Source organism: Streptomyces sp. RG80 (assembly GCF_040446465.1).
Classification (GTDB): domain Bacteria; phylum Actinomycetota; class Actinomycetes; order Streptomycetales; family Streptomycetaceae; genus Streptomyces.
The window spans coordinates 660,464-686,253 of the sequence record NZ_JBEAAJ010000002.1; the positions used below are offsets into that span (position 1 = coordinate 660,464).

A 25,790-nucleotide genomic window follows, 5' to 3' on the forward strand; every position below is an offset into this window, starting at 1 on the left:
TTGTGGGGAGGCTGCGGGTCGGTCGTGGCTGGTCGCGCAGTTCCCCGCGCCCCTTCCCCGTTGCGCCAGGTGCAGTAGCTCGAACCGCTGCCCGGGTCCGGGCGGGGCGAAGCTGGGCGGGTCAGTCCGACCCGCCCGGGAGAGCCCATGCCTGTCCGATCCGTCAGATCCCGTCGGCTCCTGGCCGCCACCCTGATCACGGCCTCCCTGGCCGCCCTGACTCCCGTGGCCGCCGATGCCGCCACACCTCCCGACGACGGGCTCCAGCGGCAGCTCGACGAGCTCGTCGACGCGCCCGGTGGTCCGCCCGGTGTCATCGCCGTGCTTCGGGACGGCGGGCGCAGCCGGGTCCTCAAGGCGGGGGTCGCCGATCTTGACACCGGTCGCCGCCCCGCGCCGCACGACCACATGCGTATCGCCAGTACGGCCAAGGCCTTCAGCGGTGCGGTCGCGCTCTCCCTCGTCGAGTGGGACGCCCTGCGCCTCGACGACACCCTCGGTGAGCGGCTGCCCCGGCTGCCCAAGGCCTGGCACGCCGTGACGCTGCGGCAGTTGTTGCAGCACACCAGCGGGCTGCCCGACTTCTCCCAGAGCCCCGGGTTCCTGAAGATCATCCAAGCCGACCCCCGGCACCGCTTCGACTCCCGCGGACTGCTGGACTTCGCCGCCAAAGAACCCCTGCGGTTCACCCCGGGCTCCCGGTACCAGTACTCCAACTCGGACAACATCGCCGTGGCCCTGATGGCGGAGGCGGCCACCGGCACCCCGTACGAGCGGCTGCTGCACAAGCTGGTGTACCGGCCGCTGGGACTGCGCGACACCAGCCTGCCGCAGGGCTACCGGATGCCGAAGCCCTATCTGCACGGCTACGACGTGAGCCCGCCCGACCCGCCCGAGGACGTGAGCGAGGTGCTCGGCATGTCCGGGGTGTGGGCCTCGGGCGGGATCGTGTCCACGCCCGCCGACATGACGCGCTTCATCCGCGGTTACGCGGGCGGGCGGCTCTACGGCCGGCAGGTCGTGGAGCCGCAGCGAGACTGGATCCAGGGCAGCTCCGAGCCCAAGGGGCCCGGGCGCAACGACGCGGGGCTCGGCATCTTCCGCTACACCACCCGCTGCGGCGTGGTGCTGGGGCACACCGGCAACACCCTCGGTTACACCCAGCTGATCGCGGCCACACCTGACGGGCAACGGTCACTGACGTTCTCGGTCACCACCCAGATCAACCAGGCCCAGAAGCCCGATCTGCTGCGCCGGATGCGCGCGGTGCAGGAGAACCTCGTCTGCGCGCTGCTGCGGCACCGGTCCTAGCGCTCGGTCACCTTGCCGTCCGCGACCTCCAGACGGCGGGTCACATGGACCGCGTCCAGCATGCGGCGGTCGTGCGTCACCAGGAGCAGCGTGCCCTCGTAGGCCTCCAGTGCCGACTCGAGCTGCTCGATGGCGGGGAGGTCGAGGTGGTTGGTGGGCTCGTCGAGGACGAGGAGGTTGACGCCCCGGCCCTGGAGCAGGGCCAGGGCGGACCTCGTCCGCTCACCCGGGGAGAGGGTGGCCGCCGGGCGCAGGACGTGGTTCGCCTTCAGGCCGAACTTGGCGAGGAGGGTGCGGACCTCGGCCGGTTCGGTGTCGGGGACCGCGGCGCAGAAGGCGTCCAGCAGTGACTCGGGGCCGTGGAACAGCTTGCGGGCCTGGTCGACCTCGCCGATCAGGACGCCGGAGCCGAGGGCGGCGGTGCCCGCGTCGACCGGGACGCGGCCCAGCAGCGCCCCGAGCAGGGTCGACTTGCCGGCGCCGTTCGCGCCGGTGACCGCGACCCGGTCCGCCCAGTCGATCTGGAGGGTCACCGGGCCGAGCACGAAGTCGCCGCGGCGGACCTCCGCCTCCCGCAGGGTCGCCACGACCGAGCCCGAGCGCGGGGCCGAGGCGATCTCCATGCGCAGGTCCCACTCCTTGCGCGGCTCCTCGACGACCTCCAGGCGTTCGATCATGCGCTGGGTCTGCCGGGCCTTCGCGGCCTGCTTCTCGCTGGCCTCGCTGCGGAACTTGCGGCCGATCTTGTCGTTGTCGTTGCCCGCCTTGCGGCGCGCGTTCTTCACGCCCTTGTCCATCCAGGAGCGCTGGGTCTGCGCCCGGTCCTGGAGGGCCGACCTCTTGTCGGCGTACTCCTCGTAGTCGTCGCGGGCGTGCCGACGGGCCACCTCGCGCTCCTCCAGATAGGCCTCGTAGCCGCCGCCGTAGAGGTTGATCTGCCCCTGGGCGAGGTCGAGTTCGAGGACCTTGGTGACCGTGCGGGTGAGGAACTCGCGGTCGTGGCTGACGACGACCGTGCCGGCCCTGAGGCCGCTGACGAAGCGCTCCAGGCGCTCCAGGCCGTCCAGGTCGAGGTCGTTGGTGGGCTCGTCGAGGAGGAAGACGTCGTAGCGGGAGAGCAGGAGGGAGGCGAGGCCCGCCCGGGCCGCCTGACCGCCGGACAGGGACGTCATCGGCTGGTCGAGGTCGACCGCCAGGCCTAGGGAGTCGGCGACCTCCTCGGCGCGCTCGTCGAGGTCGGCGCCGCCGAGGTCGAGCCAGCGCTCCAGGCTCGTGGCGTACGCGTCGTCCGCGCCCGGTGCCCCGTCGACCAGAGCCTGGGTCGCCTCGTCCATCACCCGCTGGGCCTCGGCGACGCCGGTGCGGCGGGCCAGGAACTCCCGGATCGTCTCGCCTGGCCGGCGCTCCGGCTCCTGCGGGAGGTGGCCGACGCTCGCCGTCGGCGGGGAGAGGCGCAGCTCGCCCTCCTCGGGGGTGACGAGCCCGGCGAGCAGCCTGAGCAGGGTGGACTTGCCCGCGCCGTTGGCTCCGACCAGCCCGATGACGTCGCCGGGTGCGACGACGAGGTCCAGCCCGGCGAACAGGGAGCGGTCGCCGTGGCCGGCGGCGAGATTCTTGGCGACGAGGGTTGCAGTCATCAGGGGACCGATCCTAGCGAGGGCCGTCGACGGGTTTTCCCTCCTGTCCGGCCGGGGGCGGTGGCGCCGGTGCGGCGAAGCAACAGGAAGACAACGACGCGACAACCGTGACACGCCCCGTGCACAGACACTCGTCGTACTTTTGCGCTCAACTTCTTTGCACCGCACGGCCCTTCGGCCACGCCTCTCCCAGGAGTCTGTGATGAGCACCAAGACGGGTCCCCAGCGCTACCCCGGCGCGAGCCGGGCGAACTGGTACCAGGACGACTTCGGCGGTGACCCCATGGAGGTCAATGTCGTCGTGCTGCACACCACGGAGGGCCGCACCCTGCCCGGGTACGGCGGCGGGTCCTCCGCCCCGAACCTGACGGCGGTGCCGGACTTCGCCGCCAAGAAGCTGAGGTGGTACCAGCACTTCGACGTGGAGACCTCCTCCCGGGCGCTGGTGAACCTGCGGGGCGGGGCCGAGACCAACACGGCGAACGTGTGCCAGGTCGAGCTGGTCGGGACCTGCGATCCCAAGACGCACAAGAAGTGGATGGCGGCGAGCCAGGAGCACATCTACTGGCCGGACGCCCCGGACTGGGCGCTGCGGTCCGTCGCCCGCTTCCTGGCCTGGATGCACGAGGAGCACGGCGTACCGCTGTCGGGGCCGAAGGAGTGGCCCGCGTATCCCGGCTCGTACGGCAGGGGCAACGGGGCCCGGATGTCGGCGGCCGAGTGGAACGCGTTCAAGGGGATATGCGGGCACCTCCACGTCGTCGAGAACGACCACGGGGACCCGGGGGCGATCGACTTCCCCGCGCTCCTGAAGTACGCCAAGGCCGAGCTGGACGTGGACGACGACGCGCCCGCGACGAACACGCCGGCCAAGCCGAAGGTGCCGGCCTTCCCTGGCCGCAAGTACTTCACGGCCGGAGCCTCGAACAAGTACGTCCTCCAGGTCGGCAGGCAGCTGGTGAAGCGTGGGTTCGGCGACCACTACAGGGTCGGCCCGAGCAGCACGTGGGGCGAGGCGGACCGGCTCAACGTGCGGGACTTCCAGAAGTCGCGCAAGGAGCTGCGCGGCGACGCCGACGGCAGCCCCGGTCCGCTGACCTGGCGCCTGCTGTTCTCCTGAGGCCCTGGCCCCCGGCGCGCCGGGGGCCGTCCTCTCAGTGCGCCATAGCCTCCACCAGCACGCTGCCGGAGGTCCGCGCCACGACGAACGACTCCCCCTTCACGGCCTTGGCGTCCAGCGCGATGCGGTGCCGCCCCGCCTCCAGGACACCGTCGAAGACCTCCGCCGCGTGGGTGCGGAAGAGCCGGTCGAGGCGGTACGCCGTGAGGCGCACCCGGCACGGTGAGGTGACCTCGACGCCCGCCTCGCCGTCGGCGGCGACCAGCCGGGTCAGCCGGCGCTGGTCCTGCGGGCTGCGGTCGAGGGCGTGCTCTATCTGGGCGACGAGGAGAGGGACGATCGGGGCGAGGCCGTCGACGTAGGTCACCTCGACGCCGGCCTGTTCGAAGGAGCGGCGTACGGCGGCACGTTCCTGCTGACCGACGGCGCGGCCGAAGGCGACGGCTCCGTAGGCCCGCAGTTCGTCGGCCGGGACGCCGTCGGCGTCGTGGGTGATGTCGGCGCCGATCCCGATGGTGCGCAGGGCGGCGGCGAGCTTGGCGAGGAGTGCGACCCGGGCGCCGATCAGCAGGACGCGGCGGCGCGGGCTCGCGGAGTCGGGGGCGAGCAGGGAGTCGAGGGCCCGGCGGTACTCCGGGCCGCGGAACCGGAAGGGCCCGATGCCGTGGTAGCCGTTGAGCTCCAGGTCGGCGTGCTCGTCGGTCTGCCAGGCGAAGTCGCGCCAGATGAAGTCGGCGCCCTCCTTCTCGATGACGGCGGTGACCGCGCCACAGGCGAGGTCCTCGCATTCGGGACAGCCGTAGATGACGTAGCGCCCGCCCCGCAGCGGGGCGTCGGTCTCCAGCAGGAGGCTGCGGACCTGGGCGGCGAAGATCGCGGGTGGGACGTCCGAAGCCAGTGGGGAGACGGCGTCGAGGTCGGAGAGTTGGAAGAGCAACGGTCGCCCGTCGACGATGAAGTCCACGAAGTCCCGGTGGACTTGGTAGTCACCGTTGACGAGGACTCCACCGGCACGCATCGCCGGTGCCAGGCCGAAGGTCGCGTACTCGGCAGACATGCTGCGAGTATTCCCGCAGCAAGCGCCCTCTGAGCACGGCAATGGGACATTCCGCTAACGTCCTGGCGTGGACAGTGAGCTGAGCGGCGATGTCGTGGTGGTCGGCGGCGGGGTCATCGGGCTGACGACGGCCGTGGTGCTCGCCGAGCGGGGCGAGCGGGTGCGGGTGTGGACCCGGGATCCCGTCGAGCGCACCACCTCGGCGGTTGCCGGGGCGCTGTGGTGGCCGTACCGGATCGAGCCGGCCGCCTCGGCGCGCGCGTGGGCGTTGCGTTCGCTGGAGGTGTACGAGGAGCTCGCGGCGGACCCGGATCGCACCGGCGTACGCATGGTCGAAGGAGTACTGGGCGAAGGGGACCTGGACGAGGCCCGCGCCTGGGTGGGCGAGCGGCTGCCGGGTCTGCGGACGGCGACGGCCGGCGAGTACGCCGGGGACGGGCTCTGGGTGCGGTTGCCGCTCATCGACATGACGGTCCATCTGCCGTGGCTGCGGCGGCGGTTGACCGAGGCGGGCGGGGTCGTCGAGACGCGTACGGTGTCCGACCTCGCGGCGGTGGCGGCGCCTGTGGTGGTCAACTGCACGGGGGTGGGCGCGCGCGAGCTGGTGCCGGACCCCTCCGTGCGGCCCGTGCGGGGGCAGTTGGTCGTGGTGGAGAACCCCAACGTCCGCACCTGGGTCGCCTCCACGGACGCCGACGGCGAGATGGCGTACTTCTTCCCGCACCCCGACCGACTGGTCCTGGGCGGCACGGCGCAGGAGGACGCCTGGTCCACGGAGCCGGATCCGGCGGTGGCCGAGGCGATCGTACGGCGGTGTGCGGCGCTGCGGCCGGAGATCGCCGGGGCGCGGGTGCTGGGGCATCGGGTGGGGCTGCGGCCGACGCGGGACGCGGTGCGTCTGGAGCGCGAACCGCTGCCGGGCGGGCGGGCGTTGGTGCACAACTACGGGCACGGCGGGGCCGGGGTGACGGTGGCGTGGGGATGTGCGGCGGAGGCGGCCCGGCTCGCCTCCCCCTGAACTCCTCGCAACTCCCCTGCTCAGCCGTGGTCGTGGCCCAGTGGGTCGCCCTCCGTCTCCGTGCCCGCACCCGGGCCGACCTTGATCTCGAAGTCGCCGTCGTACTTCTTGTGGCCCTCGATGACGGCCAGTTCGACGGCCTCGGAGCCCATTTCGCCGCGCACGATGACCGGGTCCCGGCGCAGATCGCGCATGAGGGCGACGCACATGCCGATCATCACGAGGACGAAGGGCGCGGCGGCGAGGATCGTGAGGTTCTGCAGGCCGGTCAGCGCGTCGCCCTGGCCGCTGCCCACCAGGAGCATGATCGCGGCAACGGCTCCCGTCACCACGCCCCAGAACACGACCACGAACCGGCCGGGTTCCAGCGCGCCCCGCTGGGAGAGCGTGCCCATCACGATGGAGGCGGCGTCGGCGCCGGAGACGAAGAAGATGCCGACCAGGATCATCACGAGCAGGCTGGTGGCCGTGGCGATGGGGAACTCCTGGAGCACACCGAAGAGTTGCCCCTCGGGGGTGTCCTCTCCGCCGAGCGCGCCGCCTTCCTTGAGCTTCATCGCCGTACCGCCGAAGACCGCGAACCAGATCAGGCTGACGGTGCTGGGGACGAGGATGACGCCGCCGACGAACTGGCGGATGGTGCGGCCGCGGCTGATGCGGGCGATGAACATGCCGACGAACGGCGTCCAGGAGATCCACCAGGCCCAGTAGAAGACCGTCCAGCTGCCGAGCCAGTCCGCGACGCCCGCGCCGCCGCTGGCCTCGGTGCGCCCGGCGAGCTGGGGCAGGTCGCCGAGGTAGGCGAAGATCGAGGTGGGCAGCAGGTCGAGGACGATGATCGTGGGCCCGGCGATGAACACGAACACGGCGAGGATCAGGGCGAGCACCATGTTGGTGTTGGACAGCCACTGGATGCCCCGCTCGACCCCGGAGACCGCCGAGGCGACGAAGGCCAGGGTCAGGACGGCGATGATGGCGACCAGCAGGCCCTCGCTGACGTCGTCCATCCAGTCGAGCTCCTGGAAGCCGGAGCCGATCTGGAGCGCGCCGAGGCCGAGGGAGGCCGCAGAGCCGAAGACGGTGGCGATGATCGCGAGGATGTCGATGATCCGGCCGCCGGTGCCGTTGGCGTGTTTCTCGCCGATGAGCGGGGTGAAGACGGCGCTGATGGTCTGGCGGCGGCGTTTGCGGAAGGTGCTGTAGGCGATGGCGAGCCCGACCACCGCGTAGATCGCCCAGGGGTGCAGCGTCCAGTGGAAGAGGGTGGTCGCCATCGCCGTCTCCATGCGGTCACCGGAGTTGGCGGGGTCGGTGCCCGGGGGCGGGGTCGTGTAGTGCGAGAGCGGCTCGCTGACGCCGTAGAACATCAGGCCGATGCCCATGCCGGCGCTGAACATCATCGCGACCCAGGACACGGTCCTGAACTCGGGTTCCTCGCCCTCGGCGCCGAGGTGGATGCGGCCGTAGCGGCTGGCCGCGAGCCAGAGGGCGAAGACCACGAAACATGAGGCGGCCAGCATGAAGGCCCAACCGCCGTTGTGGATGAGGCCGTTGAGCATCTTGGTGGAGACGCTCTCCAGCGAGTCCGTGCCCGTCGAGCCCCAGATCACGAAGGCCACGGTGATGACGGCGGTGACCCCGAACACCACCCGGTCCGTGGTGTGGGGGTCGGGAACGTCCGAAGGACCTTCCCGACCGCCCCTTTTCTTCAGGTCTTCTGTCATTTGCGGCACCTTTTCCTGAAAGTCGTGGTTACGACCTACCACAGGTACCGCGGATCGTCATGGTTTCAACAGTCGGTGTCGGGTTCCCCGATCGTGAGGTGGTATGCGGCGCGTTCGTCCAGGAGCAGCGGGACGAGGGCGCGCAGGGGCTGGCGGAGCGGGACCCAGGTGCCCTTGGTGCGGACTCCGTGCAGGGCGAGTTCGTCCTTGACCTGCGCGTACTGGTCGTCGGTGAGCCGGTAGCCGCAGGGCGGGTCCGCGATCACCTCGGCGGGTTCGGGCAGGTCGTTGTCGGCGCCGCCCAGGTAGACCGGACCGGTGTCGGCGTAGCCCTCGTGGCGGGCCGTGGTCGTGGCCGCCTCGATCCGGCCGCGCCGCTCGTCGGCGTACCCGAACAGGCCTTTCAGTGCGGCCAGTTGGGAGTTCACGCGGCGCCGGTTGTTCGTCGCCTCGTCGACGCCGGACAGGTTGTCGACGCGGCTCTCGATGAGCAGGCCGACCGCGTGCTTGACGCCGGACATGTTCCGCAGGATGCGTTCCTGTCCGTCACCGGCGGTCTGCTTGATCGGGTCGCCCGTGACGGGGTCGGTCCAGATGCCGTAGGTGCCGGTGGTGTACCCGGCGTCCCGGGCGGCGGGGCGGACATGGGCCCGGGACAGGGTCTCGGCCTCGTCGTGGACCTGCTCGTCGGTGTTGAGGTTGCGGGGCCAGAGGTCGAAGAGGTCCTTGTCGTAGTAGGGGGGTGTGGCCGAGTACTCGTGCAGGTCGTAGACGATGTCGGGCTTCCGGTCGCGGATCACGGCGGCCATGGCCCGGCCCTCGGCCGTCGCGAGCGCGAGGTGGTCGCGGTTGACGTCGACGCCGTCGCTGTTGCCCCGGGTGTCGGCGGCCCGGCCGTCGGGGTTGGCGGTGGGCACGACGAGCAGGGTGGTGCGGTCCAGGAAGCGCCGGGTGCCGGCGTCCTTCGCGTACGCCAGGTCGCGGATCCTCGACAGACAGGCCTCGCGGCCGGAGGGTTCGTCGCCGTGCTGGCTGCACACGAGGAGCACCTTGCTCGGGGCGTCCGGCCTGCCCAGGCGGGCCAGTTGCAGGGGCCGGCCCTGTTTCGTCGTACCGATGCGGGCGACGGAGAGACGGTCGCTCGCCGCGTCGACGGCTGCCAGGAAGTCCTGTTCCTCCGCCTCGCCGGTCCAGCGGGCTCCGTTCGACTTCTCGAAGCCGGTGCGCGGCGGGGCGTCGGCCGCGTGGGCCGGCACGGCGACCAAGGACGCTGCCAGGGCCGCCGTGCTCAGGGTGAGGGCCCGGATCAACGGGCTTCACCGGGGACTCGCTGGACGGTGCGCGGGGCCTGGACGCCGTCGAGCGTCACGGCCTCGGGTACGGCGGTCTCGGCGCCCTTGGTGGCCTGGGCGAAGGCGGGGGCGCCGCCGACCAGCGGGACGCTCGCCTTCGTACGGGACAGGTCGACCGTGAGCGTCGGGGTCGTCGACGGCGGGTCGATCAGGTCCTTGTCGGTGCCCGCGACGATCAGGGCGAGACGGTGACCGGCGGGGACCACGTGGTCGGTGGCGGCCAGGTCGAGGGTGATGGTGTACGCCTTGCCCGGGGTGAGCGGGACGCCCTTGCCGGGGTTCGCGTAGGTGCCCAGGTCGGCCCAACCGCGGCTGACGACCTCGTAGTCGACGTCGGCCGTCCTGGCCTTGGTCTCCTTGAAGCAGGCGCTGTCCCCGGCGGTGCTCGCGCCCCAGCAGGTGCGGTCGGTGAGCGTGCTGATGCCTTCGCCGCTCGCCGCGTAGTCGCGGATGGTCGCGGGGCCGAGGTCCACGAGGACGGCGGAGAGGTGGGCCGTCGAGGTGGTCGGGGTCGCGGTGACGGTGACCTTGGAGGAGCCGGCCAGGCGCAGGTCCTTGGTGAGGGCGCCGGTGGTGAAGCCCGCCTTGTCGGGGGTGGCGGTGTCGATCTGCGCCGCCCAGTCGGTCTCGTTCAGCGCCGGGTTGTCGGTGAAGGTCTCGGTGCCCTTGGCGCGGGAGAGGCCGAGGGTGCCGACGCCGGGCTCGGTGCCCTGGGCGGGGCGCAGGGTGGCGGTGGAGGTGGTGCGCGGGGGCCAGACCTTGGAGGTCACCCACTGGTCGGGGTGGCGCTCGATGTCGGCCATCGGCTCACGGTCGACGCCGTTGTCGTAGCCGAGGAGTTCGTGGTCGAACCAGCGGTGCAGGGTGTCGACCCACTGCGCGCGCCGGAAGTCGAAGGGGTCGACATGGCCGGTCTGGGAGAGCCAGATCTTGCGCTCGACGCCATTGCGGCCGAGGGCGTCCCACCACTGGCCGAGGTGCTTCATCCGGACGTTGAGGTCCTGCTGCCCGTGGATCGCGAAGACGCTGGCCTTGATCTTGCGGGCGTCCTTGACGTAGTCGCGCTCGGTCCAGAAGTCGGTCCGGTCACCGGTGCGCGGGGCGCCGGCGACGATCTTCTGCTGGACGGCGTCGCACTTGGCGCGGGCGTCGGGGCTGTTGACATAGTCGGACAGCCAGTCGGGGCCGGAGTCGTAGAGGGGAGCGCCCTGCTGGAAGTAGTAGTCGTACCAGGAGGAGATGGCGCTGATCGGGACGATCGTCTTCAGGCCCTTGACGCCGGTGGCGGCCACGCCGTTGGCGATGGTGCCGTCCCAGCTCTTGCCGATCATGCCGGTCCGGCCGTTGGTCCAGGTCGCCTTGGCACGGTCGGTGCCGGTGCGGCTGGTGTAGGCGGTGGCCCGGCCGTTCAGCCAGTCGACGACCGCCTTGGCGGAGAGGATGTCCGAGCGGCCGCCCACGTCGACGCAGCCGTCGGAGCGGTTCGTGCCGGCGAGGTCCACGCCGACGAAGGCGTAGCCGCGGGGCACGAAGTAGTTGTCGTAGAAGAGCGGCGCCTGGACGACGTTGCCCTGTGCGTCGTACGTCTTCTTCTGGCTCTCGTTGCCGCGCCCGCAGCAGGAGTAGTAGGGGCTGGCGTCCATGATGACCGGAACCTTGCGGCCCTGTCCGGCCGGTTCGCGGGGGCGGACGATGTCGACGGCGACGCGGTCCTTCTTGCCGTCGCCGTCTCCGTCGAGTCCGGTGTCCACCCAGACGGCCTCGCGGACGGCGTCGGCGTAGGAGTAGACGGGTTTGCTCTCGCGCGGGGCGGCCTGTGCGGCGGCCGGCGCGAGGAAGGTGGTCAGCAGGGCGGCGGTGGCCGCCGTCGCGAGCGGTCTCCAGGTCGTGAAGCGCGTGCGTATCGGCATGCGGCGGACGGTACAGCGGTCAACTCCCGTGCAAAAGAGGGCCGATCGGGGCGGGTGGAGTGTGGCTGGAAAGGTGCGTGGGACGTGATCGCTCATGACGGCCGAATGGCGATCGTGTGACGGCAGCGGCCGTGGACACGCGTGGGCTCACAGGTGATGAATAGGCTCCGAACAGACTTCGTGCCCCTACGACTTGGAGCTTTCGTGCACCGCAGACTCATCACGCCCGGCGCACTGGCCGCCGCGTCCGTCCTGCTGGCGATCCCGGCGTCGGCCGCGAGCCACTCCCCCGGCGCTCCGGGCATCGGCGACCCCTACTACCCGGCCTACGGCAACGGCGGATACGACGTCTCCCACTACGACCTGCGTCTGAAGTACCAGCCGGCGACGGACGAACTCGAGGGCACGGCCACCCTGCTCGCCCGTACCACCGAGGACCTGTCGCGCTTCAACCTGGACTTCCTGCTGGACGTCGGCGAGGTACGGGTCAACGGCGCGAAGGCGGCGTTCACCACCTCCGGGGAGCACGAACTGGAGATCACCCCGAAGACACCGCTGGCCAAGGGCACGGCGGTCACCGTGGTGGTGCGCTACAGCGGGGTGCCGTCGTCGAAGGAGGCGTACGGCTTCAACGCCTGGCTGCGCACCCCGGACGGCGGGGTCGCCGCGGGCGAGCCCGAGGGGGCCTGGTGGTGGTTCCCGAGCAACGACCACCCGCTCGACAAGGCGACCTTCGACGTGTCGGTGCAGGTGCCGACCGGCACCCAGTTCGTCTCCAACGGCACGCTCCAGTCGACGACTTCACGCCTGGGCTGGACCCGTTACAACTGGCGTTCCAACAAGCCGCAGGCCACCTATCTGGCCACGTTCGCGGCCGGCCGCTTCGACGTGACCACGGGGACCTCCGAGAGCGGTATCCCGGTCGTCAACGCGTACAGCAAGGATCTCGGCGACAACGCCGGTTCGGCGCGGGCGAGTGTCGAGCGGACCGGGGAGGTCGCCGACTGGCTGAGCGAGTACTTCGGGCCGTATCCCTTCAGCGCGCTCGGCGGCTATGTGCCCAACACCCCGCAGGTGGGGTACGCCCTGGAGACGCAGACCCGGCCGTTCTACAGCCCCCGGCAGTTCGCGAGCGGGTCGAACGTGTCCGTCGTCGTGCACGAGCTGGCGCACCAGTGGTACGGCGACGACGTGTCGGTCAAGGGCTGGAGGGACATCTGGATCAACGAGGGCTTCGCGCGCTACGCGCAGTGGCTGTGGTCCGAGCACGAGGGTGAGGGCACCGCGCAGGAGATCGCCGACTACGTGTACTCCTCACGTCCGGCCGACGATCCCTTCTGGACGGTGAAGCCGGGCGACCCCGGGCCCGAGAACCAGTTCCACGGCGCCGTGTACGACCGTGGGGCGCTGGCCCTGCAGGCGCTGCGCAACGAGATCGGGGACGAGGCGTTCTTCGCGACCCTGAAGGGCTGGCCGCAGAAGTACGCGTACGGCAACGCCTCGGTGGCCGACTTCCAGGCGTACGCGGAACAGGTGTCGGGACAGTCGCTGTCGGCGCTCTTCGACACCTGGCTGTTCCAGCCGTCGAAGCCGGCCGCGCCCGCGGCGGCGAGCGCGTCCATCGCGCGGGCGGCGGACGCGTCGGTGCAGCCGAAGTCGTGGAAGAAGATCGCCGCGACGAACGACGTGCACGAGCACGGACAGCACGGGCACGGGCACGAGCTCGGTCACTAGGAGGAGCGCGGCGGGGCGGTCCGGTCAGCCTTCGACTCCGGTCGAGGTGTGGGCCGCCCCGACGGGCTTGGACTCCGGCGAGCCGCGCTGTCGGAGGTAGATCGACAGGATCGCCATGGAGGCGACCGCGAGCAGCTCGGACTGCCAGTTCTGCAGGGTCCGGCTCCAGAAGTCCGCGGAGCCGATGTAGCCGCCCCAGCTCATGGGCGCCTGGAGCCCGCGCAGTTGCTCCTCGTTGTACGCGGCGACTCCGCTGATCGACTGGGCCAGCCACGACAGGGCGAACAGGGTGCCCATCACCAGCCCGAGCGAGTGCGAGTAGACGTGCCGCCGGAAGCCGTGGCCGCGGGCCCAGCGCGGCGAGTACCGGTGGGCGTACGGGCCCACCTGCTGGGCCCGGTCCGATTCCGTTCCGGCTTTGTCCATCTCCTTCGATTCGGGTGAGCCGCGTTGGAGAAGCCATACGGTCGCGGTGATGTAGAGGAAGAACTGGAGATATTCGGACTGCCAGTTCTCCGTCACGTCGACGGCGAAATCGGACGACATCAGATATTCGCCGAATCCGACCTGGGCGAGCCCGTCGGAGGCCAGTTGGTTGTTGAAGTCCGCGTGTCCGGCGATCGCCTGTCCCACGAGCGCCAGCAGGAAGGCGAGGCCGAATCCCAGGCCCAGTCCGTTGTCGCGAAGGAATCCGCGCGTTCTCGTGGTCATCGGTACATCAGCCCCACAGCGGTGAAGTAGGCGAGGCCGCCGACGACGATGACCAGACAGAGCGTGAACATGACCCGCATAGGGCGTCAGCCTCCCTTGATCACGCACTGGTAGGGCTGACCCGGGCGGGGGACGCAACCGGCCGCGACGACCTTCCAGCCGTCCGTGAACCGCGACAGGAACAGCGTGTCCGATTCGAGGACCACACGTGCCTGCCGACCGTAGACGTCGGTGCCGCGGATGTCGCCGCCGAGGGGGATGTCCTGGGAGGCGATCGCCTTCTCGCAGGCCTCCTTCTCGGACTCCTCCACCTCGCTCCGGGTCTCCGGCGCGAGGGCCGCGCACAGGCCCGCGGTGTCGTCGGAGCGCAGCAGACGCTCGAATCCGGTCGCCGCGGCGGAGGCCGCCGACTCGCGCTCCCCGGCACTGTCACAACCGGCGAGCCCCAGTCCGCAGAGGGACAGGACTGCCAGTGTGCCGATCCAGCGCACCTTTCTCACAAAGCTCGGGTACCCGCTTCCTCCGCACTCGAAAAACCGGTCACACGGGCGTGGAGCGTGTCCCGTCCTATCGCGTCCGTCTCCGTCGAGGGCACCGTGCAGGCGTGGGCGCCGGCGATCGCCCCGTACAGGGCACTGCGGTGCGGTGGCTCGCCGGTCAGCCTGCCGTAGAGGAAGGCCGCGGCGAAGGCGTCGCCCGCGCCGTTGGAGTCCACGACCGGGGCGGGCGGGGCGACCGCGGGGATCCGGGTCAGCTCACCGTCGGCGAGCAGATGGGCGCCCTCTGCTCCGGCGGTGGCGACGACGACCTCGGCGCGGCCGCGTTCGACGATCCGGCGCATGGTGCGCTCCGGGTCGGTGAGGGCGGCGGCGGAGAGGAAGACCACGTCCGCCGTGTACGCGAACGGCTCGTGGTAGGGGTTCTCGCCGTCCCAGTCGTGCAGGTCGGTGGAGATGCTCACGCCGGACTCGCGCAGGGCGGGCAGGGCGTGGGCGCAGGGCTGGGTGATCGACACATGCGCGTGCCGGCTGGACTCCGCCAGCTCCCGGACCGTTGCCTCGGGCAGCCGGTCCTGCGGGTGCGAGCGGCTCACGTCGTACAGGGAGAGGCGTCGTCCGTCCGGTCCTACGAGGTTGACGGCGCGCTTGGTGCCGGCGGGCTGGGGTACGGCGGTGAGGCCGATGCCGCGGTCGCGGTGCAGGGCGCGGACGAGGTCGCCCTCGGGGTCGTCGCCGAGCATGTCGAGGTGGTGGGTGCGCAGGCCCAGGGCGGTCAGACCGACGGCGACGAAGTCCCCGGTCTGGCCGGCGCGGGTACGGATCCCGGAGTCGATCATGTAGCTGTCCGCGTACGGGAGCGGTAGCTCCGGCACGTACACGATGGTGTCGACGCCCGCGCCGCCCAGTACCAGTACGTCGATGTCCCTGCTCAACTCCGGCCCTCCCCGTGGTCGTAGACGGTGACCGCGATCCCCCGCCCGGCCAGCCGCTCCCGGACGAGCGGCTCGACCCGGGACCACTTGCCCCCGGCCAACCCGCACCCTATCCGTGGCATGTGCACGGAGGCGCCGAGTTCCGCGGCCTTGTCGGCGACCTTCGCCAGGGCCGCGTCGACGGCCTCGTAGCGCACGGGTACGCCCTTGCTGCCCGTGCGGATGCCCCGCTGCCCGACCATGTTGGCCACCCACACGTACGGCTCGACCTGGACGAACTGGACCGCCCCGAGCCCGAAGTCGTTCGACGCGCGTCCCCGGTGCCAGGCGCGGAACGCCGCCTCCGGCTCCGGCCAGCGGCGCGACAGCGCCAGCACGAAGCCCTTTCCCCATCCCCCGATGTCGTTGCAGACATGGGCGATCACCTTGACGCCCTTCACCGACGGAACGGTGGCGTCACCCCTGACGTAAGTGATCTCCGACATGACGCCACCGTAGAGGGCGGCACTGACAGTGGCCCTCGGGTTTTCCCTGGCCACGGTTTCTCGCGTGATCGCCGGGGATGGTCGTCACGGGGGCCCACGAGGTTTCACAGCACTGGTGAGACAGCGATACTGCTGCACATGACGACCGAACCCACCGAGATCGACGCGACCGACCTCACGATCGACGAGCTGGCCGCGCGGGCGGGCGTCACGGTGCGCACGGTCCGCTTCTACGGCACCAAGGGATTGCTGCCGCCGCCGGTGATCGGTCCGCGGCGGGTGGGGCACTACGGGCAGGAGCATCTGTCTCGGCTGGCGCTGATCGAGGAGCTTCAGCACCAGGGGATGACGCTGGCGGCGATCGAGCGGTATCTGCGGCAGCTGCCGCCCGACCTGAGCCCGCACGATCTCGCGATCCACCGCGCGGTGGTCGCCTCCTGGGCTCCCGACACGGCGGAGACGGCCGGCCGGGAGGAGCTGGCGCGGCGGGCGGGGCGGTCGCTCAGCGACGCGGACGTGGAGCGGCTGGCGGCGATGAACGTCGTACGGCCGGACGGGGACGTCTACCGCTTCGACTCGGGGCTGCTGCGGCTCGGTGTGCAACTGCTCGACGTACCGCTGTCCCTGGAGTCGATCCTCGCCGCGCGCGGGGTGCTGGTCGAGCATTCGCGGGCGGCGGCGCACGAGTTGGCGGAGCTGTTCCGGGGCGAGGTGTCGCAGCGGGACACGCAGGACGTGAAGTCGCTGTCCGCCCATATGCATCCGATCGTGGTGCAGGCGCTGCTGACCACGTTCCAGCGGTCGTTGAAGGAGGAGCTCAGCGAATGGGTCCCGGGCTCGTCCGGCCCCTCACAAGTAGGCTGACCCGCCTGACACGTTGAGGGTCTGGCCGGTCAGGAAGCCACTGCCCTCGTCCACCACGTACAGCAGCGTCGAGACGAGGTCGGCGGGCTCCTGGGTGCGGTCGACGGCCTGTCCGGCGCGCACGGACGCGAAGCCGCCGTCCGCGCCGACCGTGCGCTCGGCGGTGGCGGTGCGGACCATGGTGGGCGCGATGGCGTTGACGGTGATCCCGTGCGGGGCGAGCGCGGCGGCCAGCGCGCGGGTGAAGCCGATCAGGCCCATCTTCGAGGCGACGTAGGGGACCATCGTGGGCGGCGCGGTGAACACGGCCGCGGAGGCGATGTTGACGACCCGCCCCCACCCGGCCGCCTTCAGGTACGGCAGCGCCGCCTGTGTCACCAGGAACGGGGCCTCCAGGTTGACGCGCATGACCCGGCGCCAGTCCTCGGCGGTGGTCTCCTCGAAGGGTTTCGACGGGTAGACGCCGGCGTTGTTGACGACGACGTGCAAGGTGCCGAACTGGTCGACGACACGCTCCAGTTCGGCCCGTACCGCCTCCTCGTCGGTGACGTCCGCGACCAGTTCCAGATAGTCGAGGATGCGGCCCGCGGTCTCCCGCTGCGGGACCAGGTCGAGGCCCGCGACCCGGTAGCCGCGCCCGGCGAGCGCGACGGCGAACTCCTGCCCGAGGCCCTGTGCCGCTCCGGTCACCAGGGCGGTACGCGTCTCCATGGGGCGAGTGTGATGACCCGTCAGGCGCCCGGCAAGAGCGCATTCCACTCGCTGGAACGCCCGTGTTGCCGCCCGCGCCCGTGGGCCCGACGCTGCGGCCAGTCGCCCGTGGGGGCGGCCCGCAGCCGCAGCCGTACGGGAGCCGTGCCCGATGACCGAGACCGAGCGTGCCGTGGACGACGCCGAGCGCGCCCGCGCCCAGGACACCGGGCCGCGCCGCCGGTGGCCGCTGCCGCCGCGCCGGCTGGTACGGGACGAACTCGGTGTCCTGCTCGTGCTGGGGCTGCTGGTGCTGGCGATCGGCATCCCGTACCCGGACTTCTTCGACACGGACAACCTGCTGTCCACCGCCCACAACTCCGTCTACATCTCGCTGATGGCGTGCGGCATGGTCTTCGCGCTGGCCATGCGCGAGGTCGACCTGTCCGTGGGCGGCACGTACGCGATGGTGCTGGTCGTGGGGGCGTTGCTGGTGCGGGACGGGTGGGCGCCCTGGGCGGCGGTGCCGGTGATGCTGCTCACCGGGATCGCGCTCGGGGTGTTCAACGCGCTGGTGACGACGCTGCTCGCGCTGCCGTCGTTCATCGTCACGCTGGGCACGCTGATGCTGTACCGGGGTGTCGGGCTGGCGCTGGCCGACGGCAAGCAGATCACCGATCTGCCGCTGGACGACTCGTTCTTCACCTTCGCGGGCGGCGATCCGGGCGGGGTGCCGTTCGCGCTGTGGGTGCTGCTCGCGGTGGTCGCGGTGCTGGCCGTGGTGCTCAGCCGCACCCGTTTCGGGGCCCGGGTGCGGGCCGTCGGCTCCAATCCCGACGCCGCCGCCTTCAGCGGCATCCCGGTGGTACGCACCCGGGTGCAGGCCCTGGGGCTGTCCGGGCTGACCACGGCGTGCGCCGCCGTGCTCGCCCTCGCGTTCTACGGCGCCGGCGACCCGACCCTGGGCCAGGGGTACGAGTTGCAGGCCATCGCCGCGTGCATCATCGGCGGCACCCCGCTGGCCGGGGGGCGCGGTTCGGTGGTCGGCGCGGTGGCGGGGGCGATGATCCTGGCGGTGGTGGCCGCCGGGCTCGTGTTCTTCGAAGTACCCATCAACTGGACGTCGTTCGCGACCGGCGGGGTCATCCTCGTCGCGGTCGCGGCGGACAGCGCGCTGCGCCGCACCGGACGCCGCCGTCAATGAGCCGCTCCCTGGAGGCCCTGATGCACCCACGACTGCGTACGGTGGCCGCCGCTCTCGGCGTCCTGGCACTGCTGGGCGCCTCCGGGTGCGGCGACGGCGAGGGGTCCGGCGGCAAGGGCGGCAAGCTGGACATGGGGATCGCGGTGGCCAACATCTCGCTCAACTTCGCCCACGAGATGGTGCTGGGCGCCGAGAGCGCGGCGAGCCACGCCGAGGACGTCGACCTCCAGGCGGTCGGCCCGCCCAACACCGACGGGCCGGCCGAGGTGCAGCTCTTCCAGAACCTCACCACCACGGCCAGGGACGGCATCGTCCTGGAGAACCTCGACCCGCCGATCTTCACCCGCCCCGCCGCCCGGGCCGTCGACAAGGGCATCCCGATCGTCGCCCTGGACACCTCCCCCACCGAGGGCAGCAAGGTGAACTTCTATGTCGGCAACGACAATTACGCGCTCGGCGAGCTGATGGCGAAGGAGGCGCTGAAGCGGCTGGGCGACGATCCGAAGGGTGAGGTCGCCATCGGCGTGCCCAATCCCGGTACGCCGGTGCTGGACAACCGGGCGCGGGGCATCGCCGACACCTTGGCGAAGGAGGCGCCGAACGTCGAGATCGTCGGCCCCTTCCAGACGTACAGCGATCCCGGCCAGAACTACAGCTCCTGGTCCGCGCAGGTCAACGCGCATCCGGACGCGCTGGCGTTCCTCGGCGTCGGGGACGCCGACAGCTACAACCTGGCCAAGATCAAGAAGCAGAAGAAGGGGAAGTGGCTGACGGCCGGCTTCGATGTCGACCCGAAGACCCTGGACGCGGTCGAGGACGGCTCGAACTTCGTCGCCATCGACCCCCAGCACTTCCTCAAGGGCTATCTCTCCACGGCGATCCTGATCGACTCGGTGCGCGACAACGACGGCAAGCTGCCGGACGGCTGGTTCCTCTCCCCCGGCGGGGTCGTCGACTCCTCCAACATCGCCGAGGTCATCGCCCGGCAGAAGTCCCCGGAAGCGGCCTACGACTGGTACAGGCCGACGATCGACAAGCTCCTCGGCGACCAGGACGGGCAGCTGCGTCCCCTGAAGGACGCGCGCTGAGATGAGCCACGGCGACATCCTCGTGGCACAGGGGCTGGTCAAGTCCTACGGCGGCGTACGGGCGTTGGACGGAGCCGGACTGCGGCTGCGGGGCGGCGAGGTGCACGCGCTGGTCGGGGAGAACGGCGCGGGCAAGTCGACGCTGGTGCGGATCGTGTCCGGGACGCTGCCGGCGGAGGAGGGGGTGGTGCGGCCGGCCGGGGACGTCCGGATCGCCACCGTCTCCCAGGAGTTGAGCCTGTTCCCCGACCTCACCGTGCGGGAGAACCTCTTCCCCCACCGTCCGCCGCGCCGCTTCGGCCTGCTCGACCGGGGCGCCATGGACCGGGCGGCCCGGCCGGGCCTCGCCGAGCTGGGCCTGGACGTCGAGCTCGGCACGGAGGTCGGCGAACTCTCCCTCGCCGACCAGCAGTTGACGGAGATCGCGCGGGCACTGCTGCGGCGCCCCCGGCTCCTGATCCTCGACGAGCCGACCTCGGCCCTGCCGGCCGCCGCCGTCGACCGGCTGGAGGGGGTGCTGCGCACGCTCACCGGGCGGGGCATCGCCGTCCTGTACGTCACCCACTTCCTGGAGGAGGTGATGCGGTTCGCGCAGCGCGTCACCGTGCTCCGGGACGGGCGGGTCGCGCTGGCCGGGGTGCGCCGCGAGGAGGTCGACGTGCCCGAGCTGGTGACCGCGATGCTGGGCGGCCGGCCCGAGCGGCAGGTGCGCCGGGCGCGGACCGTGGTCGATCTGCCGCCGCCCGTGGTGCTGTCGGGGGTGAGTGTGCCCGGGAAGCTCGCGGACGTGACGTTCACGGTCCGGGCGGGTGAGGTGGTCGGGGTCGCGGGGCTCCAAGGGGCGGGCCATCTCGGCGCGTTGGAGGTGGTCTGCGGCCGTACGGCGATCTCCGCGGGCCGGGTGGACATCGGCGGGCGCGGGCTGCCGCACTCGCTGCGGGACGCGGTGCGGTCGGGTGTCGCGTTCGTGCCGAGCGACCGCAAGCGGTACGGGCTGATGGTGGACCGGGAGGTGTGGGAGAACACGACATCGGTGAGCTGGCTGGGCCTCGGCCGGGGCGGCATCGCGCCCGCACGCTCCGAACTGGTCCGCCGTAGCGCCGACTTGACCGAGCGGTTGCGGCTGCGGGGCGGGCCGCACGACGTGGTGGCCCGGCTGTCCGGGGGCAACCAGCAGAAGGTCGTCTTCGCCAAGTGGCTGGCGACCGAACCGAGGATCGTGGTCCTCGACGATCCGACACGGGGCGTCGACGTCGGCGTGCGGGCCGAAATGCACCGCATCGTGAGCGAGTTGGCAGCAGGCGGCGCGGCGGTGCTGATCGCGTCGACGGACCTGGCGGAGCTGACGGAGGTGTGCGACCGGGTGCTGGTGTTCGTGCGGGGGCGGGTGACGGAGGAGGTGCACGGGGCGCAGCTGACGGAGCACGCGCTGGCGGTCGCGATGCAGCGGGGGGCGTCGGCGTCAGGCTGACAGCGTGCGCGTGAGCGCCCGTGCCGCCGCGCACACCCGTGCTCCCACCCGGTCCACGTCCAGTCGGCGCGTGCCGCCCGTCACCGAGATCGCGGCGACGGGGCGGGAGCCCCGGTGGTGGGCGTAGACGGGGGCGGCGACGGCCGAGACGCCGACCTCGGCCTCCTCCAGGTTGACGCCGAAGCCGCGGGCCCTGGTCAGGGCGAGGTCGCGGGCGAGCTGACCGGGCAGGACCAGGGTGCGGGGGGTCAGCCGGAGCAGGGTGCGGTGGGGCGGGCGGGGGTCCTCGGCGAGGAAGACCTTGCCGGTGGCGGTGCAGTGCGCCGGGAGACGGCCGCCGGTGCGGGAGACGATCGGGGTGGCCCGGCGGCCCGTGATCTTCTCCAGGAACAGGGTGTCGGTGCCGTCCGGGACGGCGAGGTGCACGTTCTCGTGCGTGGCCTCGTGCAGATCGCCCAGATACGGCAGCGCGGCGTCCCGCAGCTCGCGCACGGACGGCGCGGACTGGCCGAGGACGAACAGGCCGAGCCCGATCCGGTAGCTGCCTTCGGGGGTGCGCTCGACCAGACCGAGGCGGACCAGTTCGCCGATCAGCCGGTGGGCCGTGGGCTTCGGCAGCCCGGTGCGCAGGGCCAGTTCGGCGAGGCTGAGGGCGGTCCCCGAGTCCCCGCAGGCGCGCAGCAGCGTCGCACCGCGGGCGAGCACCGACTTGGGCAGAGGACCGTCGTCCGTCATGGACCGAATGGTGCTGCCCGCGTGCGCGAGTGGCAAGGTGCGCGTCGCTGTGAGTGGCCGATCATGGCCGGATGGGTACGTCGACCAGCAGCGGCCCCGTCAACTCCCCTGCCCCGGCGACGAGTTCGCGCAGGTGCTGCGCGCTCTCCGCACGAACCGCGTCGACGCCGAAGAAGCCCGCGGCCCGCGTGAAGTCCAGCGAGCCCAGGTCGGAGCCGGGGCACGGGCCCTGGCCGCCCATCGCCTCGTAGGCGTCCTGGAGGGTGCGGTAGGCGCCGTTGCCCATCACGACGAACAGGACGGGGGCCGACTGCCGGGCGGCGCTCCACAGCCCCTGGAGCCCGAACAGGGCCGAGCCGTCACCCAGTACGGCGACCACCGGCCGCCCCGGCTCGGCGAGCGCCCGGCCGACGGCGGCGCCGATGCCCCAGCCGAGGCCGCCGCCGACGGTGTGCGTGTAGCTGCCGGGGCTGTCGAGACGTACCAGACGACGCAGCAACAGCCCTACGGTGATGGCCTCTTCGACGACGGCGGCGCCGGGCGGCAGACCGCGGGCCACGGCATGGGCGGCCGCCCAGGGGGCGATGGGGGCCGGGGAGTAGGCGGCGCGGGCGGCGGACTCGACGCGGTCGCGCTCCACGGCGTGCCGTTCGCCGGCGCGCAGCATGCGGCCCTTGGCGGTGCGGTCGGGCACGCGGTCGCGCAGCAGGTCGGCTAGGCGGTGCAGGGAGGGGTCGAGATGGCCGACCAGGCCCGCCTCGGCGGGGAAGTTGCGGCCGATCTCGTCGGGGTCGGAGTCGAGCTGGACGACCGTGAGGCCGGGCGGCAGCGCGGGTCCTGGCGTGTAGTGGTGCGGGGTGAAGGCGTGGGCGCCGGCGATGAGCAGCACGTCGTACGGGGCGAGCGCGGCGCGGATCGCGTCGTGGCGGGGCGGCAGCATCCCGGCGTACAGGGGGTGGGTGGTCGGGAAGTTCAGACAGTCGGCCATGGGCTGGTGGTGCACGGTCGCGCCGCAGGCCTCCGCGGTGCGGACCAGGGCGCCGAGGGCGTCCTCGCGGCCCACGCCGTCCCCGGCGACGATCGCGGGGCGGGCGGCGCCGCCGAGCAGGACGGCGGCGCGTTCGATGCCGGGGGCGGGGCCCGGCGGGGGCGCTGGGGTAGGGGCCGGGATCTCGACCTCGGTGTCCTCGGTGAGCACGTCCATGGGGATGGACAGCAGCACCGGCCCGGCGGGCGGTCGTACGGCCAGGGCGAAGGCCCGGCGTAACGCCAGTGGCAGGTCGTGGGCGTGCTGGATGTCGTACGCCGCCTTCACCGCGGGTGCGGCGAGCGTGACGAGGTCGCCGGAGAGCATCGGGTCCTGCTGGAGGTGGCGGCGGTCCTGCTGGCCCGCGGTGACGACGAGGGGGGTGCGGGAGCGGCGGGCGTTGAGGAGGCCGATGAGTCCGTTGGCCAGGCCTGCGGCGACGTGCAGGCTCACGAAGGCGGGCCTGCCGGTGGCGCGGGCGTATCCGTCGGCCATCGCGACGACGGCGCCCTCGTGTACGCCGAGGACGTACTCGGGGGCGTTCTCGGTCTGGGACAGCGCGGCGAGGAAGGGGAGTTCGGTGGTGCCGGGGTTGCCGAAGACCCGGTCCACGCCCTCGCCGCGGAGGATGTCCAGGAGGGCGAGGGCGGGACGGGTTCCCATGGGGGGCTCCTCGGTGGGGACGGGGACCGACCGGTTCGCCGGTCAGCGTGGGGGGCCCGGTGTGCGCGGAGCAAGGGGGTCGTGTCGCTGAGCGGTATGGGGCGCGGATGTCTTGCTTTTTCCTCGCCCCCGCCGCCCCTACCCGTTCCCATCCTCCAGGGGCCGCTGCCCCTTCGACCCCGCACCCAGGGGGCTCCGCCCCCTGGACCCCCAACGGCCCTGAAGGGGCCTTGTCCTCAAACGCCGGACAGGCTGAAAAACGCGGGTGGGTGGGGGATCGGGACGGCGTGCTCTCGTCCTCAAACGCCGAACGGGCTGAAAAACACGACCCGGACCGGCGTTTGAGAGGTGCGTGCGCCGAACAGTGTCACGCGTCCCCGAACCGCTCCCCCTTCTCCGCCTTCTCCACCAGCAGCGCCGGCGGCGTGAACCTCTCCCCGTACCGCTCGGCGAGCTCACGCGCGCGTGCCACGAAGCCGGAGAGGCCGCCCTCGTAGCCGTTGATGTACTGGAGGACACCGCCGGTCCAGCCCGGGAAGCCGATGCCGAAGATGGAGCCGATGTTGGCGTCGGCGACCGAGGTCAGGACGCCCTCCTCAAGGAGCTTCACGGTGTCGAGGGCCTCGGAGAAGAGCATGCGTTCCTGCATGTCCCTGAACGGGATCTCCTGGCCCGGCTTGGTGAAGTGCTCGCGCAGGCCCGGCCAGAGGCCCGCCCGCTTGCCGTCCTCGGAGTAGTCGTAGAAGCCCGCTCCCCCGCTGCGGCCCGTGCGGCCGAACTCGTCGACCATGCGGTCGATGACGGCCTCCGCGGGGTGCGTGGGCCACACGCCGCCCGCCTCCTCGACCGCCCGCTTGGACTCGTTGCGGATCTTGCGCGGGAGCGTGAGGGTCAGTTCGTCCATGAGGGAGAGGACCTTGGCGGGGTAGCCCGCCTGGGCCGCCGCCTGTTCGATCGACGCGGGCTCGATACCCTCGCCGACCATCGCGACGCCCTCGTTGATGAAGTGGCCGATCACGCGGGAGGTGAAGAAGCCGCGCGAGTCGTTGACCACGATCGGCGTCTTCTTGATCTGCCGTACCAGGTCGAAGGCGCGGGCCAGTGCCTCGTCGCCCGTGCGCTCGCCCTTGATGATCTCCACCAGCGGCATCTTGTCGACCGGCGAGAAAAAGTGGAGTCCGATGAAGTCGGCCTGGCGCTCCACTCCTTCGGCGAGCACGCTGATCGGCAGGGTGGAGGTGTTGGAGCACAGCAGCGCGTCCGGCTCGACAACGTGCTGGATCTCCTGGAACACCTTGTGCTTGAGCTCAGGGTTCTCGAAGACGGCCTCGATCACCGCGTCGCAGCCCGCCAGGTCGGCGGCGTCGGCGGTCGGCGTGATGCGGGCCAGCAGCGCGTCCGCCTTCTCCTGGCTCGTACGGCCCCTGCTCACGGCCTTCGCGCACAGCTTCTCGGAGTAGGCCTTGCCCTTGGCCGCCGCCTCCGCCGACACGTCCTTGAGGACGACGTCGATGCCCGCGCGGGCGCACGAGTACGCGATGCCCGCGCCCATCATCCCGGCGCCGAGAACGGCGACCTTGCGGACCTTGCGCGGTTCGATGCCCTTGGGGCGGTTGGCGCCGGAGTTGACGGCCTGGAGGTCGAAGAAGAACGCCTGGATCATGTTCTTCGAGGTCTGCCCGGCGGCCAGTTCGACGAAGTAGCGGGCCTCGATGACCTGCGCGGTCTCGAAGTCGACCTGGGCACCCTCGACGGCCGCCGCGAGGATGTTGCGCGGTGCCGGGTAGGGCGCGCCGTTGGTCTGCTTGCGCAGATTGGCCGGGAAGGCGGGGAGGTTCGCCGCGAACTTGGGGTTGGCGGGGGTGCCGCCGGGGATGCGGTAGCCGGGCTTGTCCCAGGGCTGCTGGGAGGCGGGGTTGGCCTCGATGAAGGCGCGGGCCTTGGCGAGGAGCTCCTCCTGGGTGGCGGCCACCTCGTGGATCAGGCCGTTCTGGAGGGCTCGCTGCGGGCTGTACTGGGTGCCCTGGAGCAGCACCTTGAGCAGGGCGTCGGTGATGCCGAGGAGGCGGACCGTGCGGGCCACACCGCCGCCGCCCGGGAGCAGACCGAGGGTGACCTCGGGGCAGCCGATCTTCGAGCCCGGCGCGTCGAGGGCGACGCGGTGGTGGCAGGCCAGCGCGATCTCGAAGCCGCCGCCCAGGGCCGCGCCGTTCATCGCCGCGACGACCGGCTTGCCGAGGGTCTCGATGCGGCGCAGGTTGCGCTTGATGGCCAGGCCGCCGTCGAAGAGCTCCTGCGCGGTCTCCGGGGTGACCCGGATCAGGTCGCGCAGGTCGCCGCCCGCGAAGAAGGTCTTCTTGGCGGAGGTGATGATGATGCCGCGGACGGAGTCCTTCTCGGCCTCCAGGCGGTCGGTGACGTGCGCGAGGGAGTCGCGGAACGCCTGGTTCATGGTGTTCGCGGACTGGTTCGGGGCGTCCAGGACGAGGGTGACGACGCCGTCGCGGTCCTGTTCCCAGCGGATGGTGGTGGACTGAGTGCTCATGTGGAGGTGCTC

Annotated in this window: 21 protein-coding genes; 8 read left to right on the top strand and 13 right to left on the bottom strand. The window is 71.5% G+C overall.

The features are described from left to right. Positions 1–147 precede the first annotated feature (147 nt). Positions 148–1,311: a serine hydrolase domain-containing protein gene (locus tag ABKA17_RS09105; RefSeq protein WP_353691384.1), complete on the top strand. Its 1,164-nt coding sequence runs from the start codon at positions 148–150 to the stop codon at positions 1,309–1,311. Here the strand turns inward: ABKA17_RS09105 and ABKA17_RS09110 are convergent. After that, on the bottom strand, positions 1,308–2,948 hold the full coding sequence (locus ABKA17_RS09110; RefSeq protein WP_353691385.1) for an ABC-F family ATP-binding cassette domain-containing protein: 1,641 nt from the start codon (positions 2,946–2,948) through the stop codon (positions 1,308–1,310). The two genes, ABKA17_RS09105 and ABKA17_RS09110, sit on opposite strands and share 4 nt — an antisense overlap. Before the next feature lie 202 nt (positions 2,949–3,150). On the opposite strand from ABKA17_RS09110, the gene ABKA17_RS09115 reads away from it, so the two are divergent. Further along, positions 3,151–4,068, top strand: coding sequence for a peptidoglycan-binding protein (locus tag ABKA17_RS09115; protein WP_353691386.1), 918 nt, complete (start codon positions 3,151–3,153; stop codon positions 4,066–4,068). A 34-nt stretch (positions 4,069–4,102) separates the two neighbouring features. On the opposite strand, the gene ABKA17_RS09120 is transcribed toward ABKA17_RS09115, so the two are convergent. Continuing rightward, the gene (locus ABKA17_RS09120; protein WP_353691387.1) at positions 4,103–5,125 is read right to left on the bottom strand and encodes an oxidoreductase; all 1,023 of its coding nucleotides are present in this window, start codon (positions 5,123–5,125) and stop codon (positions 4,103–4,105) included. A 67-nt stretch (positions 5,126–5,192) separates the two neighbouring features. Here ABKA17_RS09120 and ABKA17_RS09125 point away from each other — a divergent pair, with 67 nt between their 5' ends. Then, positions 5,193–6,143 (top strand): FAD-dependent oxidoreductase, encoded by a 951-nt coding sequence (locus ABKA17_RS09125; protein WP_353691388.1) that lies wholly within the window; start codon positions 5,193–5,195, stop codon positions 6,141–6,143. Between the two features lie 20 nt (positions 6,144–6,163). Here the strand turns inward: ABKA17_RS09125 and ABKA17_RS09130 are convergent, their stop codons facing one another. From ABKA17_RS09130 to ABKA17_RS09140, 3 genes are all read right to left on the bottom strand, one after another. Then, positions 6,164–7,867: a BCCT family transporter gene (locus ABKA17_RS09130; RefSeq protein WP_353691389.1), complete on the bottom strand. Its 1,704-nt coding sequence runs from the start codon at positions 7,865–7,867 to the stop codon at positions 6,164–6,166. Between the two features lie 65 nt (positions 7,868–7,932). Continuing rightward, positions 7,933–9,177 (bottom strand): M14 family metallopeptidase, encoded by a 1,245-nt coding sequence (locus tag ABKA17_RS09135; RefSeq protein ID WP_353691390.1) that lies wholly within the window; start codon positions 9,175–9,177, stop codon positions 7,933–7,935. Beyond that, on the bottom strand, positions 9,174–11,129 hold the full coding sequence (locus ABKA17_RS09140; RefSeq protein ID WP_353691391.1) for a Xaa-Pro dipeptidyl-peptidase: 1,956 nt from the start codon (positions 11,127–11,129) through the stop codon (positions 9,174–9,176). Before ABKA17_RS09140 ends, ABKA17_RS09135 begins: the two co-directional genes overlap by 4 nt. A gap of 204 nt (positions 11,130–11,333) precedes the next feature. On the opposite strand from ABKA17_RS09140, the gene ABKA17_RS09145 reads away from it, so the two are divergent. Next, entirely contained in the window at positions 11,334–12,863 is a 1,530-nt protein-coding gene (locus ABKA17_RS09145) for a M1 family metallopeptidase (protein ID WP_353691392.1), read from the top strand. Positions 12,864–12,887: 24 nt separating this feature from the next. On the opposite strand, the gene ABKA17_RS09150 is transcribed toward ABKA17_RS09145, so the two are convergent. The 4 genes from ABKA17_RS09150 to ABKA17_RS09165 form a co-directional block, all read right to left on the bottom strand. Continuing rightward, entirely contained in the window at positions 12,888–13,574 is a 687-nt protein-coding gene (locus ABKA17_RS09150; RefSeq protein WP_353691393.1) for a DUF6766 family protein, read from the bottom strand. A gap of 86 nt (positions 13,575–13,660) precedes the next feature. Then, positions 13,661–14,074: a hypothetical protein gene (locus ABKA17_RS09155; protein WP_353691394.1), complete on the bottom strand. Its 414-nt coding sequence runs from the start codon at positions 14,072–14,074 to the stop codon at positions 13,661–13,663. Continuing rightward, positions 14,071–15,006 (bottom strand): PfkB family carbohydrate kinase, encoded by a 936-nt coding sequence (locus ABKA17_RS09160; RefSeq protein WP_353691395.1) that lies wholly within the window; start codon positions 15,004–15,006, stop codon positions 14,071–14,073. The genes ABKA17_RS09155 and ABKA17_RS09160 overlap by 4 nt, the downstream gene beginning before the upstream one ends. Further along, on the bottom strand, positions 15,003–15,491 hold the full coding sequence (locus ABKA17_RS09165) for a macro domain-containing protein (RefSeq protein WP_353691396.1): 489 nt from the start codon (positions 15,489–15,491) through the stop codon (positions 15,003–15,005). The genes ABKA17_RS09160 and ABKA17_RS09165 overlap by 4 nt, the downstream gene beginning before the upstream one ends. 138 nt (positions 15,492–15,629) lie before the next feature. Here ABKA17_RS09165 and ABKA17_RS09170 point away from each other — a divergent pair, with 138 nt between their 5' ends. Further along, on the top strand, positions 15,630–16,355 hold the full coding sequence (locus tag ABKA17_RS09170; protein WP_353691397.1) for a MerR family transcriptional regulator: 726 nt from the start codon (positions 15,630–15,632) through the stop codon (positions 16,353–16,355). On the opposite strand, the gene ABKA17_RS09175 is transcribed toward ABKA17_RS09170, so the two are convergent. Continuing rightward, positions 16,341–17,066, bottom strand: coding sequence for an SDR family NAD(P)-dependent oxidoreductase (locus tag ABKA17_RS09175; protein ID WP_353691398.1), 726 nt, complete (start codon positions 17,064–17,066; stop codon positions 16,341–16,343). The two genes, ABKA17_RS09170 and ABKA17_RS09175, sit on opposite strands and share 15 nt — an antisense overlap. Positions 17,067–17,217: 151 nt before the next feature. Between ABKA17_RS09175 and ABKA17_RS09180 the strand changes: the two genes are divergently transcribed. From ABKA17_RS09180 to ABKA17_RS09190, 3 genes are read left to right on the top strand one after another with little or no spacing between them, the layout of a single operon-like run. Then, positions 17,218–18,249 (top strand): ABC transporter permease, encoded by a 1,032-nt coding sequence (locus ABKA17_RS09180; protein WP_353691399.1) that lies wholly within the window; start codon positions 17,218–17,220, stop codon positions 18,247–18,249. Further along, positions 18,246–19,337, top strand: a complete 1,092-nt coding sequence (locus ABKA17_RS09185; RefSeq protein WP_353691400.1) for a sugar ABC transporter substrate-binding protein — start codon at positions 18,246–18,248, stop codon at positions 19,335–19,337. Before ABKA17_RS09180 ends, ABKA17_RS09185 begins: the two co-directional genes overlap by 4 nt. Before the next feature lies 1 nt (position 19,338). Beyond that, the gene (locus ABKA17_RS09190) at positions 19,339–20,808 is read left to right on the top strand and encodes a sugar ABC transporter ATP-binding protein (protein WP_353691401.1); all 1,470 of its coding nucleotides are present in this window, start codon (positions 19,339–19,341) and stop codon (positions 20,806–20,808) included. Here ABKA17_RS09190 and ABKA17_RS09195 read toward each other — a convergent pair. The 3 genes from ABKA17_RS09195 to ABKA17_RS09205 all read right to left on the bottom strand — a co-directional run bounded on the left by ABKA17_RS09195 (position 20,800) and on the right by ABKA17_RS09205 (position 25,778). Then, complete coding sequence (locus tag ABKA17_RS09195; protein WP_353691402.1) at positions 20,800–21,543, bottom strand: IclR family transcriptional regulator; 744 nt, start codon at positions 21,541–21,543, stop codon at positions 20,800–20,802. The two genes, ABKA17_RS09190 and ABKA17_RS09195, sit on opposite strands and share 9 nt — an antisense overlap. A gap of 61 nt (positions 21,544–21,604) precedes the next feature. Continuing rightward, entirely contained in the window at positions 21,605–23,233 is a 1,629-nt protein-coding gene (locus tag ABKA17_RS09200; protein WP_353691403.1) for a thiamine pyrophosphate-binding protein, read from the bottom strand. Between the two features lie 367 nt (positions 23,234–23,600). Then, the gene (locus ABKA17_RS09205) at positions 23,601–25,778 is read right to left on the bottom strand and encodes a 3-hydroxyacyl-CoA dehydrogenase NAD-binding domain-containing protein (protein ID WP_353691404.1); all 2,178 of its coding nucleotides are present in this window, start codon (positions 25,776–25,778) and stop codon (positions 23,601–23,603) included. Positions 25,779–25,790: the final 12 nt, after the last annotated feature.